This window comes from Bradyrhizobium sp. AZCC 1719 (genome assembly GCF_036924525.1).
Classification (GTDB): domain Bacteria; phylum Pseudomonadota; class Alphaproteobacteria; order Rhizobiales; family Xanthobacteraceae; genus Bradyrhizobium.
In genome coordinates this window covers 6,316,133-6,335,917 of the sequence record NZ_JAZHRU010000001.1, presented here as the reverse complement: position 1 = coordinate 6,335,917, position 19,785 = coordinate 6,316,133, and the positions used below count along the sequence as shown (strand labels likewise).

Annotated in this window: 21 protein-coding genes; 13 read left to right on the top strand and 8 right to left on the bottom strand. The window is 61.5% G+C overall.

Annotated features, from left to right (window positions below):
• Nucleotides 1-23 precede the first annotated feature (23 nt).
• Nucleotides 24-662 (bottom strand): SCO family protein, encoded by a 639-nt coding sequence (locus V1292_RS29975; RefSeq protein ID WP_334376157.1) that lies wholly within the window; start codon nt 660-662, stop codon nt 24-26.
• A gap of 206 nt (nt 663-868) precedes the next feature.
• On the opposite strand from V1292_RS29975, the gene V1292_RS29970 reads away from it, so the two are divergent.
• The 10 genes from V1292_RS29970 to V1292_RS29925 all read left to right on the top strand — a co-directional run bounded on the left by V1292_RS29970 (nt 869) and on the right by V1292_RS29925 (nt 10,226).
• Nucleotides 869-1,621, top strand: a complete 753-nt coding sequence (locus V1292_RS29970; protein WP_334376156.1) for a carboxypeptidase regulatory-like domain-containing protein — start codon at nt 869-871, stop codon at nt 1,619-1,621.
• Nucleotides 1,622-1,751: 130 nt separating this feature from the next.
• Nucleotides 1,752-2,882: a metallophosphoesterase family protein gene (locus V1292_RS29965; protein WP_334376155.1), complete on the top strand. Its 1,131-nt coding sequence runs from the start codon at nt 1,752-1,754 to the stop codon at nt 2,880-2,882.
• An 11-nt stretch (nt 2,883-2,893) separates the two neighbouring features.
• Nucleotides 2,894-3,349, top strand: coding sequence for a c-type cytochrome (locus tag V1292_RS29960; RefSeq protein ID WP_065747342.1), 456 nt, complete (start codon nt 2,894-2,896; stop codon nt 3,347-3,349).
• A 108-nt stretch (nt 3,350-3,457) separates the two neighbouring features.
• Entirely contained in the window at nt 3,458-4,915 is a 1,458-nt protein-coding gene (locus V1292_RS29955) for a cbb3-type cytochrome c oxidase subunit I (RefSeq protein ID WP_334376153.1), read from the top strand.
• Entirely contained in the window at nt 4,912-6,591 is a 1,680-nt protein-coding gene (locus V1292_RS29950) for a cbb3-type cytochrome c oxidase subunit II (protein WP_334376152.1), read from the top strand. Before V1292_RS29955 ends, V1292_RS29950 begins: the two co-directional genes overlap by 4 nt.
• Before the next feature lie 6 nt (nt 6,592-6,597).
• Nucleotides 6,598-6,789: a hypothetical protein gene (locus tag V1292_RS29945; RefSeq protein WP_334376151.1), complete on the top strand. Its 192-nt coding sequence runs from the start codon at nt 6,598-6,600 to the stop codon at nt 6,787-6,789.
• Nucleotides 6,790-7,021: 232 nt separating this feature from the next.
• Entirely contained in the window at nt 7,022-7,144 is a 123-nt protein-coding gene (locus V1292_RS29940; RefSeq protein ID WP_334376150.1) for a hypothetical protein, read from the top strand.
• A gap of 14 nt (nt 7,145-7,158) precedes the next feature.
• Nucleotides 7,159-7,281: a hypothetical protein gene (locus V1292_RS29935; protein WP_334359520.1), complete on the top strand. Its 123-nt coding sequence runs from the start codon at nt 7,159-7,161 to the stop codon at nt 7,279-7,281.
• A gap of 57 nt (nt 7,282-7,338) precedes the next feature.
• Complete coding sequence (locus tag V1292_RS29930; RefSeq protein ID WP_334376149.1) at nt 7,339-8,058, top strand: sulfite exporter TauE/SafE family protein; 720 nt, start codon at nt 7,339-7,341, stop codon at nt 8,056-8,058.
• Nucleotides 8,055-10,226, top strand: a complete 2,172-nt coding sequence (locus V1292_RS29925) for a heavy metal translocating P-type ATPase (RefSeq protein WP_334376148.1) — start codon at nt 8,055-8,057, stop codon at nt 10,224-10,226. The genes V1292_RS29930 and V1292_RS29925 overlap by 4 nt, the downstream gene beginning before the upstream one ends.
• Before the next feature lie 45 nt (nt 10,227-10,271).
• On the opposite strand, the gene V1292_RS29920 is transcribed toward V1292_RS29925, so the two are convergent.
• From V1292_RS29920 to groL, 5 genes are all read right to left on the bottom strand, one after another.
• On the bottom strand, nt 10,272-11,540 hold the full coding sequence (locus V1292_RS29920) for an NAD(P)/FAD-dependent oxidoreductase (RefSeq protein ID WP_334376147.1): 1,269 nt from the start codon (nt 11,538-11,540) through the stop codon (nt 10,272-10,274).
• Nucleotides 11,537-11,854 carry a c-type cytochrome gene (locus V1292_RS29915; RefSeq protein ID WP_334376146.1) on the bottom strand — a complete coding sequence of 106 codons (318 nt, stop codon included), beginning with the start codon at nt 11,852-11,854 and terminating at the stop codon, nt 11,537-11,539. The genes V1292_RS29920 and V1292_RS29915 overlap by 4 nt, the downstream gene beginning before the upstream one ends.
• An 84-nt stretch (nt 11,855-11,938) precedes the next feature.
• The gene (gene soxZ, locus V1292_RS29910) at nt 11,939-12,265 is read right to left on the bottom strand and encodes a thiosulfate oxidation carrier complex protein SoxZ (protein WP_334376145.1); all 327 of its coding nucleotides are present in this window, start codon (nt 12,263-12,265) and stop codon (nt 11,939-11,941) included.
• 16 nt (nt 12,266-12,281) lie between these two features.
• Entirely contained in the window at nt 12,282-12,629 is a 348-nt protein-coding gene (locus V1292_RS29905) for a thiosulfate oxidation carrier protein SoxY (RefSeq protein ID WP_334376144.1), read from the bottom strand.
• Between the two features lie 333 nt (nt 12,630-12,962).
• Complete coding sequence (gene groL / locus V1292_RS29900) at nt 12,963-14,606, bottom strand: chaperonin GroEL (RefSeq protein WP_334376143.1); 1,644 nt, start codon at nt 14,604-14,606, stop codon at nt 12,963-12,965.
• Nucleotides 14,607-14,829: 223 nt separating this feature from the next.
• Between groL and V1292_RS29895 the strand changes: the two genes are divergently transcribed.
• A complete protein-coding gene (locus V1292_RS29895) occupies nt 14,830-15,777 on the top strand; it encodes a LysR substrate-binding domain-containing protein (RefSeq protein ID WP_334376142.1) in 948 nt (315 codons plus the stop codon).
• A gap of 666 nt (nt 15,778-16,443) precedes the next feature.
• On the opposite strand, the gene V1292_RS29890 is transcribed toward V1292_RS29895, so the two are convergent.
• A complete protein-coding gene (locus V1292_RS29890) occupies nt 16,444-16,650 on the bottom strand; it encodes a DUF2905 domain-containing protein (RefSeq protein ID WP_334376141.1) in 207 nt (68 codons plus the stop codon).
• Nucleotides 16,651-16,782: 132 nt separating this feature from the next.
• Between V1292_RS29890 and V1292_RS29885 the strand changes: the two genes are divergently transcribed.
• Together V1292_RS29885 and dusA are read left to right on the top strand one after the other, a co-directional pair.
• Entirely contained in the window at nt 16,783-17,028 is a 246-nt protein-coding gene (locus V1292_RS29885) for an ABC transporter ATP-binding protein (RefSeq protein WP_334376140.1), read from the top strand.
• 564 nt (nt 17,029-17,592) lie between these two features.
• Nucleotides 17,593-18,582, top strand: coding sequence for a tRNA dihydrouridine(20/20a) synthase DusA (gene dusA / locus V1292_RS29880; protein WP_334376139.1), 990 nt, complete (start codon nt 17,593-17,595; stop codon nt 18,580-18,582).
• Nucleotides 18,583-18,656: 74 nt separating this feature from the next.
• On the opposite strand, the gene V1292_RS29875 is transcribed toward dusA, so the two are convergent.
• Nucleotides 18,657-19,724, bottom strand: coding sequence for a maleylacetate reductase (locus V1292_RS29875; protein ID WP_334376138.1), 1,068 nt, complete (start codon nt 19,722-19,724; stop codon nt 18,657-18,659).
• Between the last annotated feature and the right edge of the window lie 61 nt (nt 19,725-19,785).

Sequence of the window (19,785 nt, the reverse complement as noted above, 5' to 3'; positions counted from 1 at the left end):
ACCCCTTTGGTCAAAACACGCTCTCATTGCGTTGATCGTCCCCGATGACTTGCATTCTCGCGAGCCTTTGCCATCGCGCCGCGCACCGCCTCGGCGATGCGGTCGCCTGGCGTGTTGGCGTCGAACCCGCGCGCGAATTTGCCTTCAGGGTCCATCAGGTAGAGATAGGTGCTGTGGTCCATGAGGACGTTCTTAGCGTCCGGCCCGCTCTTATGAGGTGCGTAGTAGACCCCATACTCCTGGGCAACGGCAGCGATCTGCTGCGGCGTGCCCGTGAGCCCGACGATCCTCGGATCAAATGAGTGGGTGTAGTTCCCCATGACGGCCGACGTATCGCGTTGCGGATCGACTGTGATGAACAACGGTTGGAGCTTGTCGGCGTCGGGGCCGAGCTCCTCGAGCGCGGCGGCAATCTCAAGGAGTGCCGTCGGGCAGCTATCGGGGCACGAAGTGAAGCCGAAATAGACCAGAAGCCATTTCCCACGGTAGGTCTGATCCGTGACCGTCGTACCGTCAGGTGAGGTGAGGGTGAACGGACCGCCGATTGTTACCGGCGAGTTGGCTCCGCGTACGAGCGGTTGGCTCAACACCAAGACGGTCGCGACAGCAATGCCGAAAGGCATTGCCCGCCCGAGGTGCGAAAATATGGGACGGCGACGCATCAAATGCCTCCCCCCGGCGACGGTGCTTATCCGCCACAAATCTCCATCTCGTTTCAGCAGGTGTTTCTTAGACGATTTTTGCCCTCAAGCTTCATAAGCTTTGCTTAAGGTCTCGCAAAGCAGTTCTGATTTTCCTAGTCCCTGTAAATGGCGGTTAGCTCTCGACGAAATTTCCTGCGGACATCAAAGATCAAGAGAGTGCTGTGATGACTGGCTTAGCCATGAAGTGGCTGATCGGGGCGTCGATGGTCGCGGCGGTGGCAACGCCGCTCCCGGCGCCAGCCTACGAAGCGGGCCCGGTCGCGGGCGGCGGATCGATCACCGGCAAGGTCGTATTCAACGGACCCCCCGGCACCCGCAAGGTAATTCCGACAAAGGACATCGAGGTCTGCGGCGGCCCCTACGAGGAGACGCTCATCCAGGTCGGGCCGGACAAGGCGGTGCAGAACGCCGTCGTGTATCTGGCCGATATCGCGAAGGGAAAAGCCTGGCCGGCGGATGCCAAGAAGCCGGAGATCGACAACAAGAAGTGCAAGTTCGAACCCAACATCCAGGTGATACGTGTGGGCGGCCTGGACGTCGTCAACAGTGATCCGATGCTCCACAACACACACGGCTATTACGGCAAGCGCACCGTGTTCAACCTCGCGCTCCCCAACCAGGGTCAGCGAATTCCCGTCGAGTTGCCGCGGCCGGGCGAGGTGCGCATCGATTGTGACGCACATGGCTGGATGGAAGCGTTTATCTATGTCGCCGACAATCCCTACTACGCCATCACCGGTGCCGACGGCAAATTCACCATCTCCGATGTTCCGGCCGGAAACTACAAGCTGCTCGCGTACCACCCCTTCACCGGCCCGAACGAGCAGACGGTGACCGTTGCGGCGGGGAAGCCAAGCGATCTAAACATCGAACTGAAGAAGGGTGCCGCTTCGATGCAAGGTGGCTCCGGTAAGTAACGACGTCCGCGGCTCGACACGCGACAATCGAGCCGAAGGAATAAGAACGTAGCGAGGTCGCGAAGAGTCAGATTCGCCGTGCGGCAGAGGAGTGACGTCTTGTAACGACCCATCGCAAGGGAGGAAACCCATGTCCGAGCTTGAGCGCGATCGGCGTGAAATGGCCGCGGTGCTCCAACAGCCCGGGGTGCATCCCGACCCCTCGCTGCGGATTACCCGGCGCACCTTTGTTCACAAATCATGTCTGGTCGGGGCGGCGACCGTAGCAGAGACCTTCGCCTGGTGGCCGCTGCTCAACACTCTCGACGTCGCTTATGCGGCCGAGGCGCCATTTAAGTTTGCCTGGATTTCCGACACCCATCTCTATCCGAAGTCCCTCAATACGCGCTTCGTCGAGAAGACAGTGCGCGCCGCCAAGGAGGTACAGGCCATGAGTCCGCCGGCCGACTTCCTGATCTTCGGCGGCGACCTAGCCCAGCTTGGCAAGGTCGAGGAACTCGAACTCGGCGTGGAGATCCTGAAAGAAATCAACATCCGCAAGGTCTTCATCCCGGGCGAGCACGACTGGTACCTCGACATGGGCAAGAAATGGGGCGAGCTTTTCGGTCAGCCCAACTGGACCTTCGACCACAAGGGTGTGCGCTTCGTGGGGCTCGACACCGTCAGTCGGGGTCCGGACTATTGGACGGCGAAGAAGATGAGTCCCGAGGAGCGCATGGGTCACATGGCCACGCTCGACGGCACGGTCGCTGGCGCGTGGGCGGGCGTCGGTCGCGATCAGCTCGACTGGCTGCAGAAGACGCTTGCTACATGGGATCCGAACCGGCCGGTCGTCATCTTCAGTCACAATCCGCTCTACGAGTACTATCCGCCGTGGAACTTCTGGGTGCGTGACTGGCGCGAAGTGAACGAGGTACTCAAGCCCTACACCAAAGTCACCAACATCCACGGTCACACGCATCAGGTGCTCTACAATGAAATCGGCACCATGCGCTCGATCGGCATGCTGGCAACCTCATGGCCGTGGCCGTACGCGCCGGAGGGAGTGCCGAAGCTTACAAAGCCGATGATACGGGTCGACCCCGGTGATCACTTTGACGGCGTAGGTTGGGCCAAGATCGACGTCGGCGCCCAGGACAAAGTCGAAGCCGAATACGTCATGTGGCGCAAGCAGGTATTCGCGCAGTCCCCAGATGACTATGCGAAGAGCATTCCCGAAGTTTTGCGGCCTCGGATCGCCGACAATATCTGGCCATACTAGGAGGAATGGTCATGACCGCGCCCATTACATGGAGTTTCACGCTGTTCCGCGCTGCCCCGGCGGTAGCGCTGGCCGTTCTGGTCGGCCCTGCGGTTGCACACAAGGATCCGGTGACGCCGCAACTGCTGAACTCCTACCAGCAAGTATTCATGGAGCAGGTCCGCAAAGGCGACCTGCTGTTCCACGGTGACGCAGCAACCGAGGAGGCGATGGGTGTTGTGTTGTCCAAAACGGGAATGGCATGCGCTATGTGCCACCCCATGACGGCCGATACGCACCCCGCCACGTTCCCGAAATTCCAGGCGCAGATGGCCAAGTTCGCGACGCTGCGCGATATGATCAACTGGTGCATCGAGAAGCCCAACCAGGGAGAGAAGATCGCCGATGACTCGGAAGCGATGAAGGCCTTGGAAGCGTACATCTACTGGTCGCAGAGCGGCACGGTGTTGAACCCGGGCAAGTTCTGATTTCGATGCTGCAAGCGAAGGCTTCTAGCGCGGATCATTGCTGTCGAAGCTGCGTCTATCCGAGAACAGGAGAGAGCACATTAACAGACAAGCAAGGGGGAATGCTCCATGGCGGAGGTGTTTCCTGCAGAGAGACTGCGCGGCAGGTTCAGCGGCGTCAACTTGGATGATCTGGTCGATTGGCGGCTGGTCCGAACCTGGCTTTATTTTGGCATGTTCTGGCTCCTCGTTACGCCTTCGATCGGCGTGGCGATCTCGGGTCTCTTCAACTATCCGGATTATCTCGGGACCAGTAATCTAGGGCTGACCTTTGGCCGGCTGCGGCCGGTTCATGTCAACGGCGTCATCTTCGGCGCCTTTTCCGCCCTCTTCATCGGCGAATGTCACTATCTGGTCCCGCGCCTCTGCGGCGTGCGGGTACCATGGGCACAATGGGGCGTACCGCTGGCATGGCTGTATAACATCAGCTTGGCGGCGGGGCTGATCTCGCTGCCTTTTGCGCAGAACCATGGTCTGGAGGCGGGCGAGCTCCCGCTCTTCGCCGAGATTCCCATCTTCATCGTCATCGCGGCAACGACGGCACAGTTCCTTTTCACCATCGCGCAACGTCTCGAGGCACCGCTCTATGTGGCGCTCTGGTATCTCATTGGGGCCTTCGTATGGACGACGATGAATCTCCTGTTGGGCAGCTTTATCCTCCCATACACCATTCCAGGCATTAACAGCGCTGCGTTTCACGGTCTCTATATCCATTACATTGTCGGACTGTGGATCACGCCGGCAGGCTACGTGCTCATCTATTATTTCCTGCCGGTCAGTGTGCGCAATCCGCTCTATGCACACCAGTTGTCGCTGGTGGGCTTCTGGTCGCTCGCGCTGTTCTATCCCTTCGTTGGCATCCACCATTATCTGTATAGCCCGATCGCCGATTGGACCGAGACTCTCGCGATTATCACCTCCATGTTGCTGATCATTCCCGTGTGGACGGTGCTGGTGAACTTCTTCGGCACAGTGAAGGGGCGTTGGGACGGTTTCGGGAAGAATCTCCCCGCGAAGTTCCTGATCATGGGCTCGCTGATGTATCTGGCGGGTTGCTTCCAGGGCTCGACCGAGGCGTTGCGCTCGATCCAGCAGCCCACCCATTTCACCGACTTCGTCATCTCGCACTCGCACCTCACGGTTTTCGGCACGTTCGTGGTCTGGGCGATGGGCGGTCTGATCTACGTGTGGCCGCGCGCGTTCAAACGCGAGCTTTGGTCATGGACCCTTGGCAACTGGTCGTTCTGGCTGATCACCGTCGGTATTACGACCATGGGTCTGGTGCTGACCGCTGGAGGTCTGCAGCAAGGCTTCGAATGGATGAATGGCACCGAGTGGCTCGACACGGTGGTCCGGATGAAAGCCTATTGGCTGGTGCGTACGCTCAGCGGCATCACCATGGACATCGGGATGTCTCTGCTCGTCTTCAATCTTATGATGACCGCGCTCAGTCGACCGGCCGAGGAAAGAGAGCCCATCGCAGCCCCAGGTGCAGCCCCGATTCCCGCCGGAGGGCCAGCTGAATGAGTGCGCGCTTTGTCGCTCTGGTAGCCGGGGTTTTCTTCTTCTTTCTCGCCGTGGTCACCCAGGGCATCCTACCCTTTATTGAGCCAACGGCGCGGACGACCGACGTGACCGCCGTGGTCCGCACCGACTTTGGCCAGCTCAAATGGATGGTGACCGATGCCACTGATTATACGCCGCTGCAGCAGCTCGGTCGCCAAGTGTATCTGCGCGAGGGGTGTTGGTACTGCCATTCGCAATATGTGCGTCCGGTGACCGGCGAGACGCGCCGTTGGGGTCCGGTCTCCGAAGCAGGCGAATACACCTTCGACGTGCCGCACCTATGGGGCACCCGGCGTATCGGGCCGGATCTGACGCGGGTCGGGCTCAAGTTCAGCGACGAATGGCATCTCGCGCATTTCTGGAATCCCCGAATGCTCTCGCCGGATTCGAATATGGCGCCTTTTCGGGGACTGTTCGAGACGTCCGCGGAACGAGTCAAGATCGTCGATGACGGAGCTGGTAATCGTAGCCTGGAACGAACGCCAGCTACTGAGAAGCTCTTCGCATTCGAAAGCAAGGAGCAGGTTAAGCTCACGCCGAACGCCGATGGACTTCTGTTTGTGCCCATGGCGGCGCGCGGCAAAGCTCCGATTATTTGGACACCGAACAAGGAATATACCGGCGACACCGTCAACATCGCCGCCGAGACAGAAGCGCTGCAGGGGCTCATCGCTTATCTTCAAAAACTTGGCATGAATCGCGGCAAGTGGCGGGACCTGTTTGAGCCGCAAAAGCTCGACGTTACGGATGCTACGGTGCCGCGATCGAGCGAATGGATCGCCTACGGCAAAGAGGTCTATCAGCGGCGATGCCTCGGCTGCCACGGGGAGAGCGGTGACGGCAATGGACCAGCTGCAACCTTTATGTACAAGCAGCGCCCGCGAAGCTTCGCTGCGGCGGTTTTCAAGTTCAGGCTGACCAAGGAGCCGTTGCCAACCGACGGCGACCTTCTGCGCACCATTACACGCGGCGTTCGGGGCACGGCGATGCCGGCCTGGCACGAGCTGCATATAATCGACCGCCTCGCCGTCATTCAGTACATCAAGTTTGAGCTGGCGGTCGACCGTTCCGACCCCGCAAAGCCCTATGCGTATTTCAAGGAAGAACCGCCAGGCGCGCCCCTGTACATCGGGCGGCCGCCTGTTCCGTCTGAGCAGATGCTCACTCGCGCCAAGGATGTGTGGCAGAGTGCAAAGTGTTGGGAGTGTCATGGTCAGACCGGGAAGGGTGATGGCGAAAAGGCTCCCGGGCTGAAGGACGATCTGGGCTTTCCGAGCCCTCCGGCGGACCTTACCGCTGGCCAATTCAAGTCAGGTCCTACAGTTGAGGACATCTTCCGCACCATGACGACCGGGTTGAGCGGCACACCGATGCCATCCTACCGGGATCCGCTGTCGGAAGAGGACCGTTGGGCGCTCTCCTACTACGTGCTTGCGCTGTCGGCCTACAAGGATCCGCTGTCGGGTGAACCGCTGCCGATCGCCCCCAGTGATCGCAGGGCGCTCAACGATCCCGCGCTCGAGGCCGGTACGCCCGACAAAGCTTACGTTCCAAGCGGCCGTGCCGCGAGCCGCGCCAGCGTCCTTGCCGGTCGCAGCGGGAACGGTGCGGCCGAACAACGGGCCGCCAAGGAGTAATGAGCGATGACCATCTATTTCGAGATCGTCGGCCCCTACATTGCAGCTTTGATGATGAGTCTCGGTGCACTTTGCGTCTTCATTTGGGGCGTGCTCTCGGGCGCCTTCAGCGGCGCCAACGATGCATCTATACGTTTCCTGCAGAGGGAGATCGGCGATGACGGATCCGACGCGAACGCCAAACACGACGGCGAATAACAGCTCACCGGCCGATAGGGAGGAGATGGAGGAGTATGCCGGCGGCACTATTCAGTCCCGCCACGGCTACATTCCCATGTGGCTGCTGGTTGTCTATGCCGTCCTCTTCATCTGGGCGCTGTATTATCTCGTCGTCTATTGGGGTGGGCTGGGACCGGGACGTGTCTAGCGATTCCGACCCACGTGCAAGCTGATGACTGACTGATTCCGATTCGAAATAAAGGAGCAGGAATTGCCGGTTCTGAAGGAGCAGAAGGTGCTGGTAGCCAGGATCATTCTCGCCCTCGTGGCCTTGAATCTGCTGTTCCTGTTCATCGAGTTAGCCATAAACGTAGTCCGTGTCTATTTCGGCTGACCAGGAGGGCGCGCATGATCGAGAATCCGGTTTTTTCGCTCGCCGATGCGAGTGCGATCCAGATCATCGCGTTAGTCGGCTTCGCGATAGCCACCGTCGCCTTCTTCGTTTGGGTCGCCTATCTCGTGCGTGGGTAGCGGCGGCGAAGCGGTGCCGTCGCTGCACAAGCGTTGGACGGGCAGGGCAATCTGCCGATGAGCGCCTATCTGATAATCTTCTTCGCGGGGTTCGCCGGCAGTTTTCACTGCATCGGTATGTGCGGCGGGTTCGCTTGCGCGCTGGGCCGCGATCCGAAGGGAGGCGGCGCGACAGTTCTGCGCCATTTGCTCTACAATACAGGTCGTTTGACAACCTACTGCTTTCTCGGCGGACTTGCGGGCGCCCTCGGCCAGGTCATATGCACGCCGCAGGGAACGACGGTCCCGCTGCTGAGCGGTCCGCTTGACACCGGTCAGCGGATTCTCGCGATCCTCGCCGGGTTGCTGATGATCGCCATGGCGCTGCAGTTCTTTGGCCTGCTGCCGCGCCTGCATCGCATCACGACCAACTCGGGTCCGGGTACCCTCGCGGCATCCCTACGCAGTCTGTTGACGGCGCCGGGGCGCGCCGCCCCGCTTGCGTTTGGCGTATTCAACGGCTTCCTGCCTTGCCCGCTGGTTTACGCCTTTGCCGCCCAGGCGGCGAGCACGGCCGGAGCATTGCACGGCTTTCTTACCATGGCCGCGTTCGGGCTCGGGACCTTCCCCGCGCTGCTGCTGACGGGAGGCGTCGGCCAGGCACTGGCGCCGGCATGGCGGCAGCGTGGCGTCTTGCTGGCCGGCAGCTGCATTTTGCTGCTCGGTCTCGTCACCCTCGGCCGCGGCGTCCTCCCTTTCGCCGTGCACTTCGCGCATGGCTGGACAGAACCAGCATGACGGCCCAGGACCATGCGCTGTGCAGCCACTGCCTGTTACCCATCGGGCGGCGGGCGATGCGACTCACGGTGAACGGTGAGGCTTGCGCATTCTGCTGCTACGGCTGCCGTATCGCCTACCAGGTCAAGCACGGCAAAACCGAGGAATGGGAGGCCGCCTGGCTGCTGATTCGGCTCGGTGTCGGCGGCTTTCTCTCCATGAACATCATGCTGTTCAGCCTGCTCCTGTACAGCGACGCCTTCAGCGGCGCGGATGCCGAGATGCTTCCCTGGATTCATCTTCTGCTCTGGCTGTTCGCAACACCCGCGATGATCATTCTCGGCGGACCGTTTCTCCGCGAGGCGTGGCTCCACGGCATGGAGGGGCGCCTGACATCCTCGGCACTCATCGTGCTCGGCGTCGGCGCCGCCTACCTTTATTCCGCTTTTGCCACCATCGAGGGCAGCCCGCAGGTTTACTTCGATACAGCCACCATGGTGCTGATGCTGTTCACCGTGGGCTACTATCTCGATGCCGTCGCGCGCGCACGGGCGGCGCGTGACCTGCAGCCGCTAATGGCGGCGGAGAGCGAGTGGGCAACCGTCGTTGATGGCGACGGAGAGTATCGCCGGCCGGTGCGCGAGGTCGGCGCCGGTACGTTGGTGCGGATTCGGCCGGGGGAGCGCATCCCCGTTGATGGCGTGGTCAAAGAGGGCGAATCGCACACCGACGAGGCCCTGATCACAGGCGAAAGCCGGCAGATCACCAAGGACGTCGGATCGCAAGTGATCGCCGGTAGTCTCAATCTTGACGGCCCGCTCCTCATCGAAAGCAGCGGCGCGGCAAATGCGACCCGCTGGGCGCAGATCTGTCGATCGGTGCGCGATGCGCTCACCTGCCGCAGCCCAAGCCAGCGCCTTGCCGACAGCATCGTCGCCGTATTCGTACCGATCATTCTCATGCTGGGGGTTGGAGCGTCGGTGTACTGGGCACAGCGCCTGGCGTTTGACCGCGCCTTCTTGATCGGCCTCGCGGTACTGGTGGTGGCCTGTCCGTGCGCGGTGGGGCTTGCGGCGCCAATGGCCACGTCCCTGGGCATCGGACGACTGGCGCGGCGCGGCTGCCTCGTGCGCGACCCTGCCGCGCTCGAGGCGCTCGCGCGCATGCAATTGATCGCCTTCGACAAGACCGGCACGCTTACCTCAGGCGAGACCCGCGTTGTCGCCATTGATACCGACGGCACCAGCGCCGACGTAGTGCTCGCGCATGCCGCGGGACTGGAACGCCATTCCGAGCACGGCTTGGCCCGCGCCGTCGTTGCAGCGGCCGAGGCGCGTGGACTCGAGCAAGTAGCCAGCCGCGACGTTCGGGTCGTGCCGGGGCGCGGCATCCGCGGCAACTCGGACGGGCAGACCGTGGTGGCCGGCAGCGCGATCTTGATGCGCGAGTTGAATTGGTGGCTGGCGTCCGATCTGGCCGAGCGCGGGCGATTGCGCGAAGCGACCGGCCACTCAGTGATCTATGTCGGCTGGGGCGAGCGGGTGCGTGCCGTGCTGTCGCTTGACGATACGCCGCTCCCAGAGGCGCGCGCGACGGTCGAAGCTTTGCGTTGCCGCAAAGTGCGCGCGATACTGTTGACTGGCGACCTTCCGGCGGCCGCGCAGCGAATTGCCGCAGCAGTCGGGATCGCGAGCGACGACATTGAGGCAGGCCTTTTGCCTGTGGCCAAGCGCGCGGCGCTGGAACGGCGACGGCGGAACCGTGGCATGGCCGCGATGGTCGGTGATGGCCTTAATGACGCGCCGGTGTTGGCCGGCGCCGACGTGGGGATTGCGGTTGGTTCGGCGACTGACCTCGCCCGCGAGGCTGCCGCGGTCGTGCTCCCTCCGGGAGGGCTATGGATGCTTCCGTGGGTGATTGACGTCGCTCGCGCCGTTCGCGCGACCATCCTCACCAACCTGGCGTGGGCGTTCGGTTATAATCTCATCGCCGTGGGGCTGGCGATGGCCGGATTACTGCTGCCGGTGTGGGCAGCGGCAGTGATGGCCGGCTCAAGCATTGTCGTCGTGCTGAATTCGCTGCGGTTGGAGCGGCTGCCCGAACCAGTTCCATGCGCCGCGGCGGAGAGCGCTCCTGCACCTCGCAGCACGGCCGTTCCGGTCAGTAGTGAAGTTCTCCACGCGGGTTGACCCGCCTGTATAGTGCAGCCGATTTCTGCACAGTTGCGGCGAGCGCTAGCGGAACGTGTCGCGCGTAAAGGCAGCGTACCAGCTTTGCGCCTCGCGTGCGGCCTGGTGGCGGGTTTCGACGCTTTCCTGCACCTGGCTGACGAAGTTGTCGATGATCTTGATCGTTCCGGCCACGGGCTTGAAGCTGACAGCATTGCTCACCGCATCGTCGGGACTAAGAAAAGTATAGCAAGTGTTGAACAAATGAGGCGATTGGCGCTCGGACCCGGTCAGCGCCGCGGCTATGGCAAACGCGCAAGCCTTGGCCTGGCTATTCGCAACGAACGCCGATTTCGGCATGTCCCCGGCACTGGTCGCATCGCCCACGACGTGGATTCCGGGCTGCAGCTTCGATTCGAACGTTATGGGATCGACTGGGCACCAGCCAGATTGATCTACGAGCCCGTTTTGCTGCGCGAACTGGCCGGCAATCTGCGGGGGTATGACATTTGCGACCGCGGCCTTGAATGTCTCGCTCGCAGTCTTGACGGATCGCCCCTTCACGTCGATGGCCTTTATTCCACCGGTGAATTGGGCAGGCAACCATTCGATCATACCCCGATAGTGTCGCTCCCAGGCATCCAGAAATAGATCCTGTGAATTGAAGCTATCTTTCGCATCGAGGATCAGGATCCTCGAGCGCGGTTTATGTTGTTTGAAATAATAAGCAACCAGAGAGGCACGTTCGTATGGGGCTGGCGGGCAGCGAAACGGGTTAGGGGGCGCAACGAGCACGAAGACGCCGCCGTCCTCCATGCTTTCGAGTTGCCGTCTCAGAAGCTGCGTCTGTGGGCCTGCGTTCCAGGCGTGCGGGATGATCTGAGTTGCTGCCTCGTCATACCCTGCGAGGGCCTCGTAGTTGAAAGCGATGCCAGGGGCAACGACGACGCGGTCGTAAGGTAACTTTGGACCACTCTTGAGCCCGACGGTTTTTGCGACCGGATCAACCGCTGCCACGGAGTCATGAATAACATTGATGCCATATCGTTGCGCCAGCGTCTTATAGCCATGCGTAAGCGACTCGAGCGAGCATAGCCCGGCGAGATAAAGGTTGCTGAAAAAGCAGGTCGTATAGTTCAGCTTTGGCTCAACTAGCGTGATCTCGATCGTTCGCGTGCTGGCGGCCAAGTACTTGGCGGCCGTGGCACCGCCGATGCCGCCACCGACGACGACAACCTTCGCCTTGGCCTCACCTGCAGCTAATCGAGGAGCGAGCCCTGCGAGGACCATTGCTCCCGTCAAGCAGCCGAACTCTCGACGCGTCCGGGACTTCATGGCCTAACCTGCCTGTTCAGCGCGGCAAGATAGCGCGCCACCGTCGCGATTTCTTCATCACTGAGCGACAGGGCGATGGCGCGCATGATATGGCTCGGGCGCTCACGCGATCTGTACGCAAGCATCGCGCGGGTGAGCATCTCCGGACTCATGCCGAGGATCGTCGGAATTCCACCATTGCCGACATCCAGACGATGGCAGGACGCGCACATCGCGGCGAGTTGGGCTCCAGCATCGCGGTCCGCTGCATAGCTGCGATCGGCGAGAATAGTGAACGAACCTGCAGCAATCGAAGCGGCGATGATTTTGCGCATGCTGAGACCGGCTCCATCCCGGTATTTGCGATCGCCGATCCCCTTGCTCATGGCGCGAAGGGGCATAGCAACTTGACTCCGACATTAGGCGACAGTGAGCTGTTGCTCCAACACGTAAAGGCCGGTGCCATCCTCTTCCCAAATGAACTCGAGCCGGCCGCTCTCCGTCGCGCGCAAGTAGAATTCGATAAAAGGATTCGCCGCCATGGCTTCGTGGAGATCGACGCTGAATACGACGACGCCATTGTGGCGACAGGTAAACTTGTTGATGATCTTGCGCGGGATGGCGTTGCCGCGGTCATCGTGCCGCAGCCCGGTCTCCATCTGATGGCTGATCAGAGTCTTGACCGGAAACACTTCACCGGTCGCGGCGGTTCTTGGCACTTGCACACGGGGTGCCGGAGTGAACATTCCGCACCTCCTTCCGTCACTTGCATCCGTTGGTTGCGACCTCGACCCAGCTTTCGGTCATCAGCAATGTACCGTCGTTCATCTCCGCAACGGCCAGAACATGTTGCGGTTCGGCAAGGCGAATGCGCGTCGATACGCGGGGCTCGCTGCGTTGCGGGAGGAAATGAAAGGTGGCGACCTCAATTAGCGGGTTTCGTGGCGCCAGCACAGAAACGTGCCTGACGTGATCGGCTTCCGTCATGGGACTATCGATCGCGAGCGTAAGCGGCACCGTGTATCCATTCGGAAAGGTCCGCGGCATCACCAGATGCAGACGATCCGACGCGGTCGGGGTTTTTCCAGTCAGTCGCTTAACGATATCCACCGCGTCATCGCTGGGCGGCTGTGTCGAGGCGAGAGCGGCGCTCGCAAATCCGGCGCTCCCCGCAACGGCGGCGGTCAAGACGGTTCGGCGCGTAACGCCAGTTAGCCTCGTCTTCTCCAACGCGAGATCCCTCCTATCGGCAGGCGGAACTCTCGAAGCGAGCGCTCGACGTTCTCGATATCTTTGTGCGTCGAAATTCTACCATGGATGCTCGCACAAGACGACTGCTCCTCGCGGGGGCCCGGCGACCATTGGCGCAGCTCGACATTAATCCTATTGACGGTCACAACCGAAGAGGCGCGCTGCAGGCGGCCGTGTGCGCCTCGCGATAGATCAGAACTCCATGTCGCCGAGACGGTGGTCGTGGTCATGGCCCGGTAAAGGTGGAGGCGGCGGCGTCGGTAGCTCGGCAACCATGGCCTCAGTGGTGATGAGCAGGCCGGCGACCGAGACCGCGTCCTGCAGCGCGGTGCGCACCACCTTTGTTGGATCGATGATGCCCTTGGAGACCAGATCGCCGTACTCGCAGGTCTGGGCATCATAACCCCAGTTGTACTGCTCCTTCTCCAGGATATTGCCGATCACCACCGATCCGTCGTCGCCGGCGTTCAGTGCTATCTGGCGCGCCGGCCAGCTGATTGCCTTCCTGACGATCTCAACGCCGTGCTTCTGGTCCTCGTTCGCTGGCTTCACCCGGTCGAGCACCGTGGCGGCGCGCAGCAGCGCGACGCCGCCGCCCGGCAAAATACCTTCCTCAACCGCGGCGCGCGTCGCATGCATCGCGTCGTCGACGCGGTCCTTGCGCTCCCTCGCATCGATCTCTGTGGCCCCTCCGACATGGATCACCGCCACGCCGCCGGCGAGCTTGGCGAGCCGCTCCTCCAGCTTCTCGCGGTCATAGTCGGAGGTCGTCTCCGCGATGTGCTGCTTGATCTGGTTGATGCGGGCCTCGATGTCCGCCTTCTTGCCGGCGCCGCCGACGATCGTGGTGCTCTCCTTGTCGACCATTACCTTTCTGGCGCGGCCGAGCATGTCGAGCGTGGCGTTCTCAAGCTTCATGCCGAGATCTTCCAAGATGGCAGTACCACCGGTAAGGATGGCGACGTCTTGCAGCATCGCCTTGCGGCGATCGCCAAAGCCGGGCGCTTTCACCGCCGCGACCTTGAGGCTGCCGCGCAGCTTGTTGACCACGAGGGTGGCGAGTGCTTCTCCTTCGACTTCTTCGGCGATAACAAGCAGCGGCTTGCCCGTCTGCGCCAGGGCTTCCAGCAGTGGCAGCAGTTCACGCAAGTCTGAAAGCTTCTTCTCATACACAAGGACGTAGGGATTCTCCATCTCCACTCGCATCTTGTCGGAATTGGTGATGAAGTAGGGCGAGACATAGCCGCGATCGAACTGCATGCCCTCGACCACGTCGAGCTCGGTTCCGAGCGACTTCGCCTCATCGACCGTAATCACGCCCTCGTTGCCGACCTTCTTCACGGCCTCGGCGAGCAACTTGCCGATTTCGGCATCGCCATTGGCGGAGATGGTGCCGACCTGCGCGATTTCATCGTTGGAAGTGATCTTCTTCGAGTTCCTCTTGATATCCTCGACGACAGCCTCGGCCGCAAGTTCGATGCCGCGCTTCAGGTCCATCGGATTCATGCCGGCGGCGACTGCCTTGGTGCCTTCGCGAACGAGGGAAGCCGCCAGCACGATTGCAGTGGTCGTGCCGTCACCGGCGACATAGGAGGTCTTGCTCGCGACCTCGCGCACGAGGCGCGCCCCCATGTTCTCGAATTTGTTCTCGAGCTCGATATCTCCGGCGACCGTCACACCGTCCTTTGTAATGCGGGGTGCGCCAAACGACTTTTCCATTACCACGTTGCGGCCCTTGGGCCCGAGCGTCACCTGCACCGCGTTGGCGAGAATGTCGACACCGCGCAGCATGCTTTCACGCGCCCTGCCGGAAAATGCGATCTGCTTGCCTACCATGGATGGTTCCCGATTTGATCAGGTGACCTCGCGGGCGTATAAGTCCGAATTTGCGGTCCTCCCTTTGCTTGTCGGTACAACAACGACCCTCGGAGCGTGCACGTGCGGCGCGCTTGCGCTGTTGATTTCAACCCACACGATTTCAGGCAGTCTAATGTTTTAAGCTAGCAGCCAAAAAGCCAATCAAATTGCTTTGCCGCGGCATTAAGAATATCTTATCGGGGTGATCACGACCCGGCAGCTATGTTATCTTGATGCGCTTGCCCGTCATCAGCATTTCGGACGAGCCGCGGCGGAGTGTTGTGTCAGCCAGCCCGCTCTTTCAATGCAGATCCACGAACTGGAAGGGCTTCTCGGCATAGAGTTGATCGAGCGGCGCCCGGGCGCGCCGATGTTCACCGAACTTGGCATCGAGATTGCGCAACGCGCCGGAGTGATCCTTGGTGCGGTGCGCGATCTGACAGACCTGGCTCAACACAGAGCCAAGGTGCTGAGCGGAACGTTGCGTCTTGGTGTCATCCCCACGCTGGCGCCGTATATATTGCCGCGGTTGCTGCCGCAACTGGAGCTCGGGTATCCCGACCTGCGCCTTGATTTGGTGGAAGCACAAACTAAGGTGCTGCTCGCTGATCTCGAGCGTGGCGCTCTCGAAGTATTGTTGTTGGCGTTGCCGCTCAAGGCGGCCGCGGTTGAAGTTTTCCATCTCATGAGAGACCGCTTCCTCTTTGCTGTACCCGCCGACGACCCTCTTCCGGAAACGGCGCGCGTGACGCCCGGCGAGGTGAAGAAGCGTAAGCTCATTCTGCTGGAAGAAGGCCATTGTCTGCGGGATCAGGCGCTCGATTATTGTGCCAAGGGGCGTTGGACCGTGGCCTCGAGCCTCAGTGCAACGAGCCTTGCAACGGTCATGCAAATGGTGGCAAGCGGATACGGCGCCACGCTAGTTCCGGAAGTCGCGGCCGATGCCGAGTTGCGGGACGACCGAGTGAAGCTCCTCCGTTTTGTCGAACCGCAACCCGGCCGCAGTATCGGGCTGGCGTGGCGCCGGACGTCTCCACGCAAGGTCGATTTCCTGGCGCTTGGTCAGATGGTGAAGAACGCGCTGAACGCGCCCGCCCGGCCGCAATGTATCCGCCACGAGCGCACCGGTCTGCGAACGAAAATCCAGTGATGCTGATTTAACCAACGAGCCTTTTCGGGGACTTCCGGTAACTTGCAAACATGAAGGCGGCAAGATACGCAAGGCGCGTGGCATGGTGAAGGCTCGACTGCGGATTCCAGCGATCGTAGCCCACCGCGGAAGCGACTAGGCTAACCGGCTTTCAACCGATCCAGATGTAGCTCCTCGCGCGCCTCAAGGAGGCGGGGTTCCATCGTCCCGCAAGGTGCAGCCATGGTTCGTGGCAGCAACCTTCCGAGCTTTCATTGCCGAAAATAATGAGCGATAATCAATAAGCCGGCCGCGGCGGCAAGTGCCAAGCGGACGGAATCGGTGCACGAAGATGGTAAAGGCCGATGCCTGAGCGAACGTACAGTCGAGGCAGCGATATCGATGCCACGAGAGCAAGCGCTCGTTTGGCCGGCCTCGACATCGACATCATTCACCGGCAATCGCCGACTGGTGATTGGGAGCAGATATCAATCAACCTCCGGGCAACGCCATCGTTCGAAGCGCTCGGGTCCTCGTTCGAGGCGGCCAACCCTTTCACGTTTTGGGCGCAGGCCACGCGATTTATGTGGATGCCGTGGCTGCTCACGGCGCAGACGATGATGCTGCCGGCAGGCCGGCCGCGAACGCTCCCGAGCGTCGTCCACCCTGAGCAAGAGGCGCCGACGGCTAACGGTTAGCGAGCCAAAGGATCAGGGAAAGGATCACGCTGACCAGCAGCGATGTTGCGAGCGGGATATAAACGCGGAGGTTGTCGCGCTCGATGACGATGTCGCCGGGCAACCGGCCTAAGCCGATCTTGTTGATCACGGGCCATAGCAGCCCAAGCACAACGAGCGACAAGCCGAAGATGATGAGGAGACGCGAGATCGACATTGCGCCGAGCCTACAATCACAATGGGCGAGCCGATTGAGGGAGAGCAAGCAGGATTTGGCGTGCTGCTGTGACCGCGTCCGTCGCACGGCTCGGATGGGTCAGTATAGCGTTTTCGCCGCCAGTTGGAGGCGATGCGGCAGGTGCGCAGCCTTGCGCATGATGACGGTATGCTCGTGCTGATCGCGCTGCACCATCTCGACCTGGCACTGAAATTCGCCGACAAGGTCGCTCTCCTCTGTGATGGAACGTTGCACGATTTCGGCACGGCGGCTAGCGTCCTGACGCCGGAAAACCTTGCCGCAACCTTTCGCATTAGGGCACGCGTCGAATCCTGCTCGCAGGGCAAGCCACATTTGATCGTCGACGACGCGATCTGACGTCCCACGCGTCAGGGGCTGCCCGACCTCAGAAGTTCGTCGTGAAGGACAACTTCACCGTTCAGCGGCACACCCTGCGCTAAGGTCCCCCGACACTGAGACGAAACCGAGCGTCGTGCGGTTATCAATCGAGCAACGCTTGATTGGGGCGGGGTTAGCTCCGTAGATCCCCCAAGCGCGACGGCCAGGCCGGTGGATATGCTGACACGCCGATTTGCTCGACCTCGGTTGTCATAGCGACCGCAGCGCGCAAGTTCTCTTACTCTACCATCGCCAAAACTACGACCGCGGTCCTGAAGCGCTGGGCCTGGGGAGAGCGGCACGCTACTTTGTGGCCGAAGTAGATGGGATTGATCAGGAGGGTACAAACTAGCGCGGTACTGCACGCGGTCCTCCGGTACTGCAATGCTGTACCGGGCGAGGTGCGGCATCATCGAAGGACGAACGGGCGATCGACCCAAGCACTTGAAACGAAAGGAAAATGCCACAATAGTCAGCTTTTAATTTGTGTCGGCCCAAAAATCAGCTATTCCAGATGAGGCGATAAAGCGAAATAACATCAACATGTTAACGCATCGATTTTGCATTGCCCCCATGATGGATTGGACCGACCGGCAGTGCCGCGTGTTCCACCGTCTGATGAGCCGGCGTGCGCGGCTTTATACGGAGATGCTGACTACCGGCGCCATTATTCATGGCGACCGGAGACGGCTGCTCGGCTTCGATCCAAGCGAGCATCCGGTGGCGCTGCAGCTCGGCGGTTCCGTTCCGGATGATCTCGCGACCGCTGCGAGCATCGGCGAGGATTTTGGCTACGACGAAATCAATCTCAATGTCGGCTGTCCATCCGACCGCGTGAAGGATGGCCGCTTCGGCGCCTGCCTGATGGCGGAGCCGGCGCTGGTCGCCGAGGGCGTCGCTGCGATGAAGCGCGCGGTCAAGATTCCGGTTACAGTCAAATGCCGGATCGGCATCGACGACCAGGACCCCGAACTGGCGCTCGACGTGCTGGCGCGCAGCGTGGTCGCGGCCGGTGCCGACGCGCTGATCGTGCATGCCCGGAAGGCTTGGCTCAACGGATTGTCGCCGAAGGAAAACCGCGACATCCCGCCGCTCGATTACGACAGGGTTTACCGGCTGAAGACCGTGCTGCCGGATGTGCCCATTATCATCAATGGCGGCATCGGCAGTATTGCCGAGGCGAAGCGGCACCTCGACCATGTCGACGGCGTGATGCTGGGGCGGGCGGCCTATCAGGAGCCGTGGCGCCTACTCGATGTTGATCCGGAATTGTTCGGCGAGGTGGCACCTCACGCGACGATGAAGGACGTCTTCGAAGCGATGTTGCCTTACATCGAGGGCCAGTTGGCGCAAGGCACAAAGCTGCATGCGATGGCGCGGCACTTTGTCGGCGCGTTTCACGGCGTGCCCGGCGCGCGCGCCTTTCGCCGCCATCTCGCGGAGAAGGGCGTCAGGCCGGGCGCCGGCGTCGACGTGCTGCGCGATGCGATCGCACTGGTCGAGGAGCGCGCGGCGGAGCCGGTCGCGGCGTAAAGCTTAGGCGGCGCGCTCGGCGGCGCGGCGCGTTTCGGAATCCGCCTTCAGGCTGAAATCGTAGCTCAGATGGATCATTGGGCGGTTTGCGGAGCGTCTCCGCGCCAGGCGCGCGAGATCAATTCGCGGATCGCCTCTCGCTCGATCGGGCGCGGATTCCAGTACGGATTCTGCGCGGCGAGGTCGGCGGCCTGATCGATGCCGCTCTCGGGCATGCCGATCTCGCGCAGCGACAGCGGCGCGGCAAGCTTTCGCGCCAGATCGTGGAGGCCGAGCGCCGGGTCGCTCACGCCAAGCGCTGTGGCGATGCGTGTCATCGCCTCAGGTGCGGCAGGCTCATTGTAGGCGAGGGCGTGCGGGAGAATGACGGTGTGGGTCTCGGCATGCGGCAGATTGAACAGCCCGCCCAGCGTATGGCAGAGCTTGTGGTGCAGCGCCATGCCGACCGCGCCGAGACAGACGCCGCAGAGCCAGGCGCCATAGAGCGCGTCGGTGCGCGCCGTCTTGTTGCTTGGCTCAGCGCAGATTTTCGGCAGCGCCCGCGCCAGCGTGCCGATGCCTTCCTGCGCCATCAGCGATATGATGGGGTTGCGGTCCCGCGCGTAGAGCGCCTCGACCGCGTGCGCGATGGCGTTGACGCCCGATGTCGCCGATAGTTTTGCCGGCATCGTCATGGTGAGGTCGACGTCATAGATCACGATCTCGGGGAGAATTTTCGGGCTCGATTGCGTGGTCTTGATCCCGCCGCTGGTCTGGCCGACCACCGGCGTCATCTCCGAGCCGGCGTAACTGGTCGGCAGCACGATCTGCGGCAGATCGGTGCGCAAAGCGATCGCCTTGCCGAGGCCGGTTGTCGAACCGCCGCCGATCGCGACGACGCCATCGGCCTGAATCTCGCGCATCACTTCCATAGCCCGTTCCGTCACCTCGACGGGCGTATGCATGACCGCTCCGGTGAAGACGCCGGCGAAGCGTTCGCCGATCATCTCCCGGATGCCGGCGACGAGATCCTTCTGCCGCGGGGTCGCCAGCACGAGGGCGCGGGTAACGCCGAGGCGGGACAATTCATCGGGCAACTGACGCAGCGTGCCGGTGCCGAACACCACCCGCATCGGCGCGCTCTGGTAGGTGAAGTCTTGCATGGTTGCTCCTTGCGGACGAAAGGGCCGGCTCCAGGATCAGGCCGCCCCGGAGCCGGTCTTC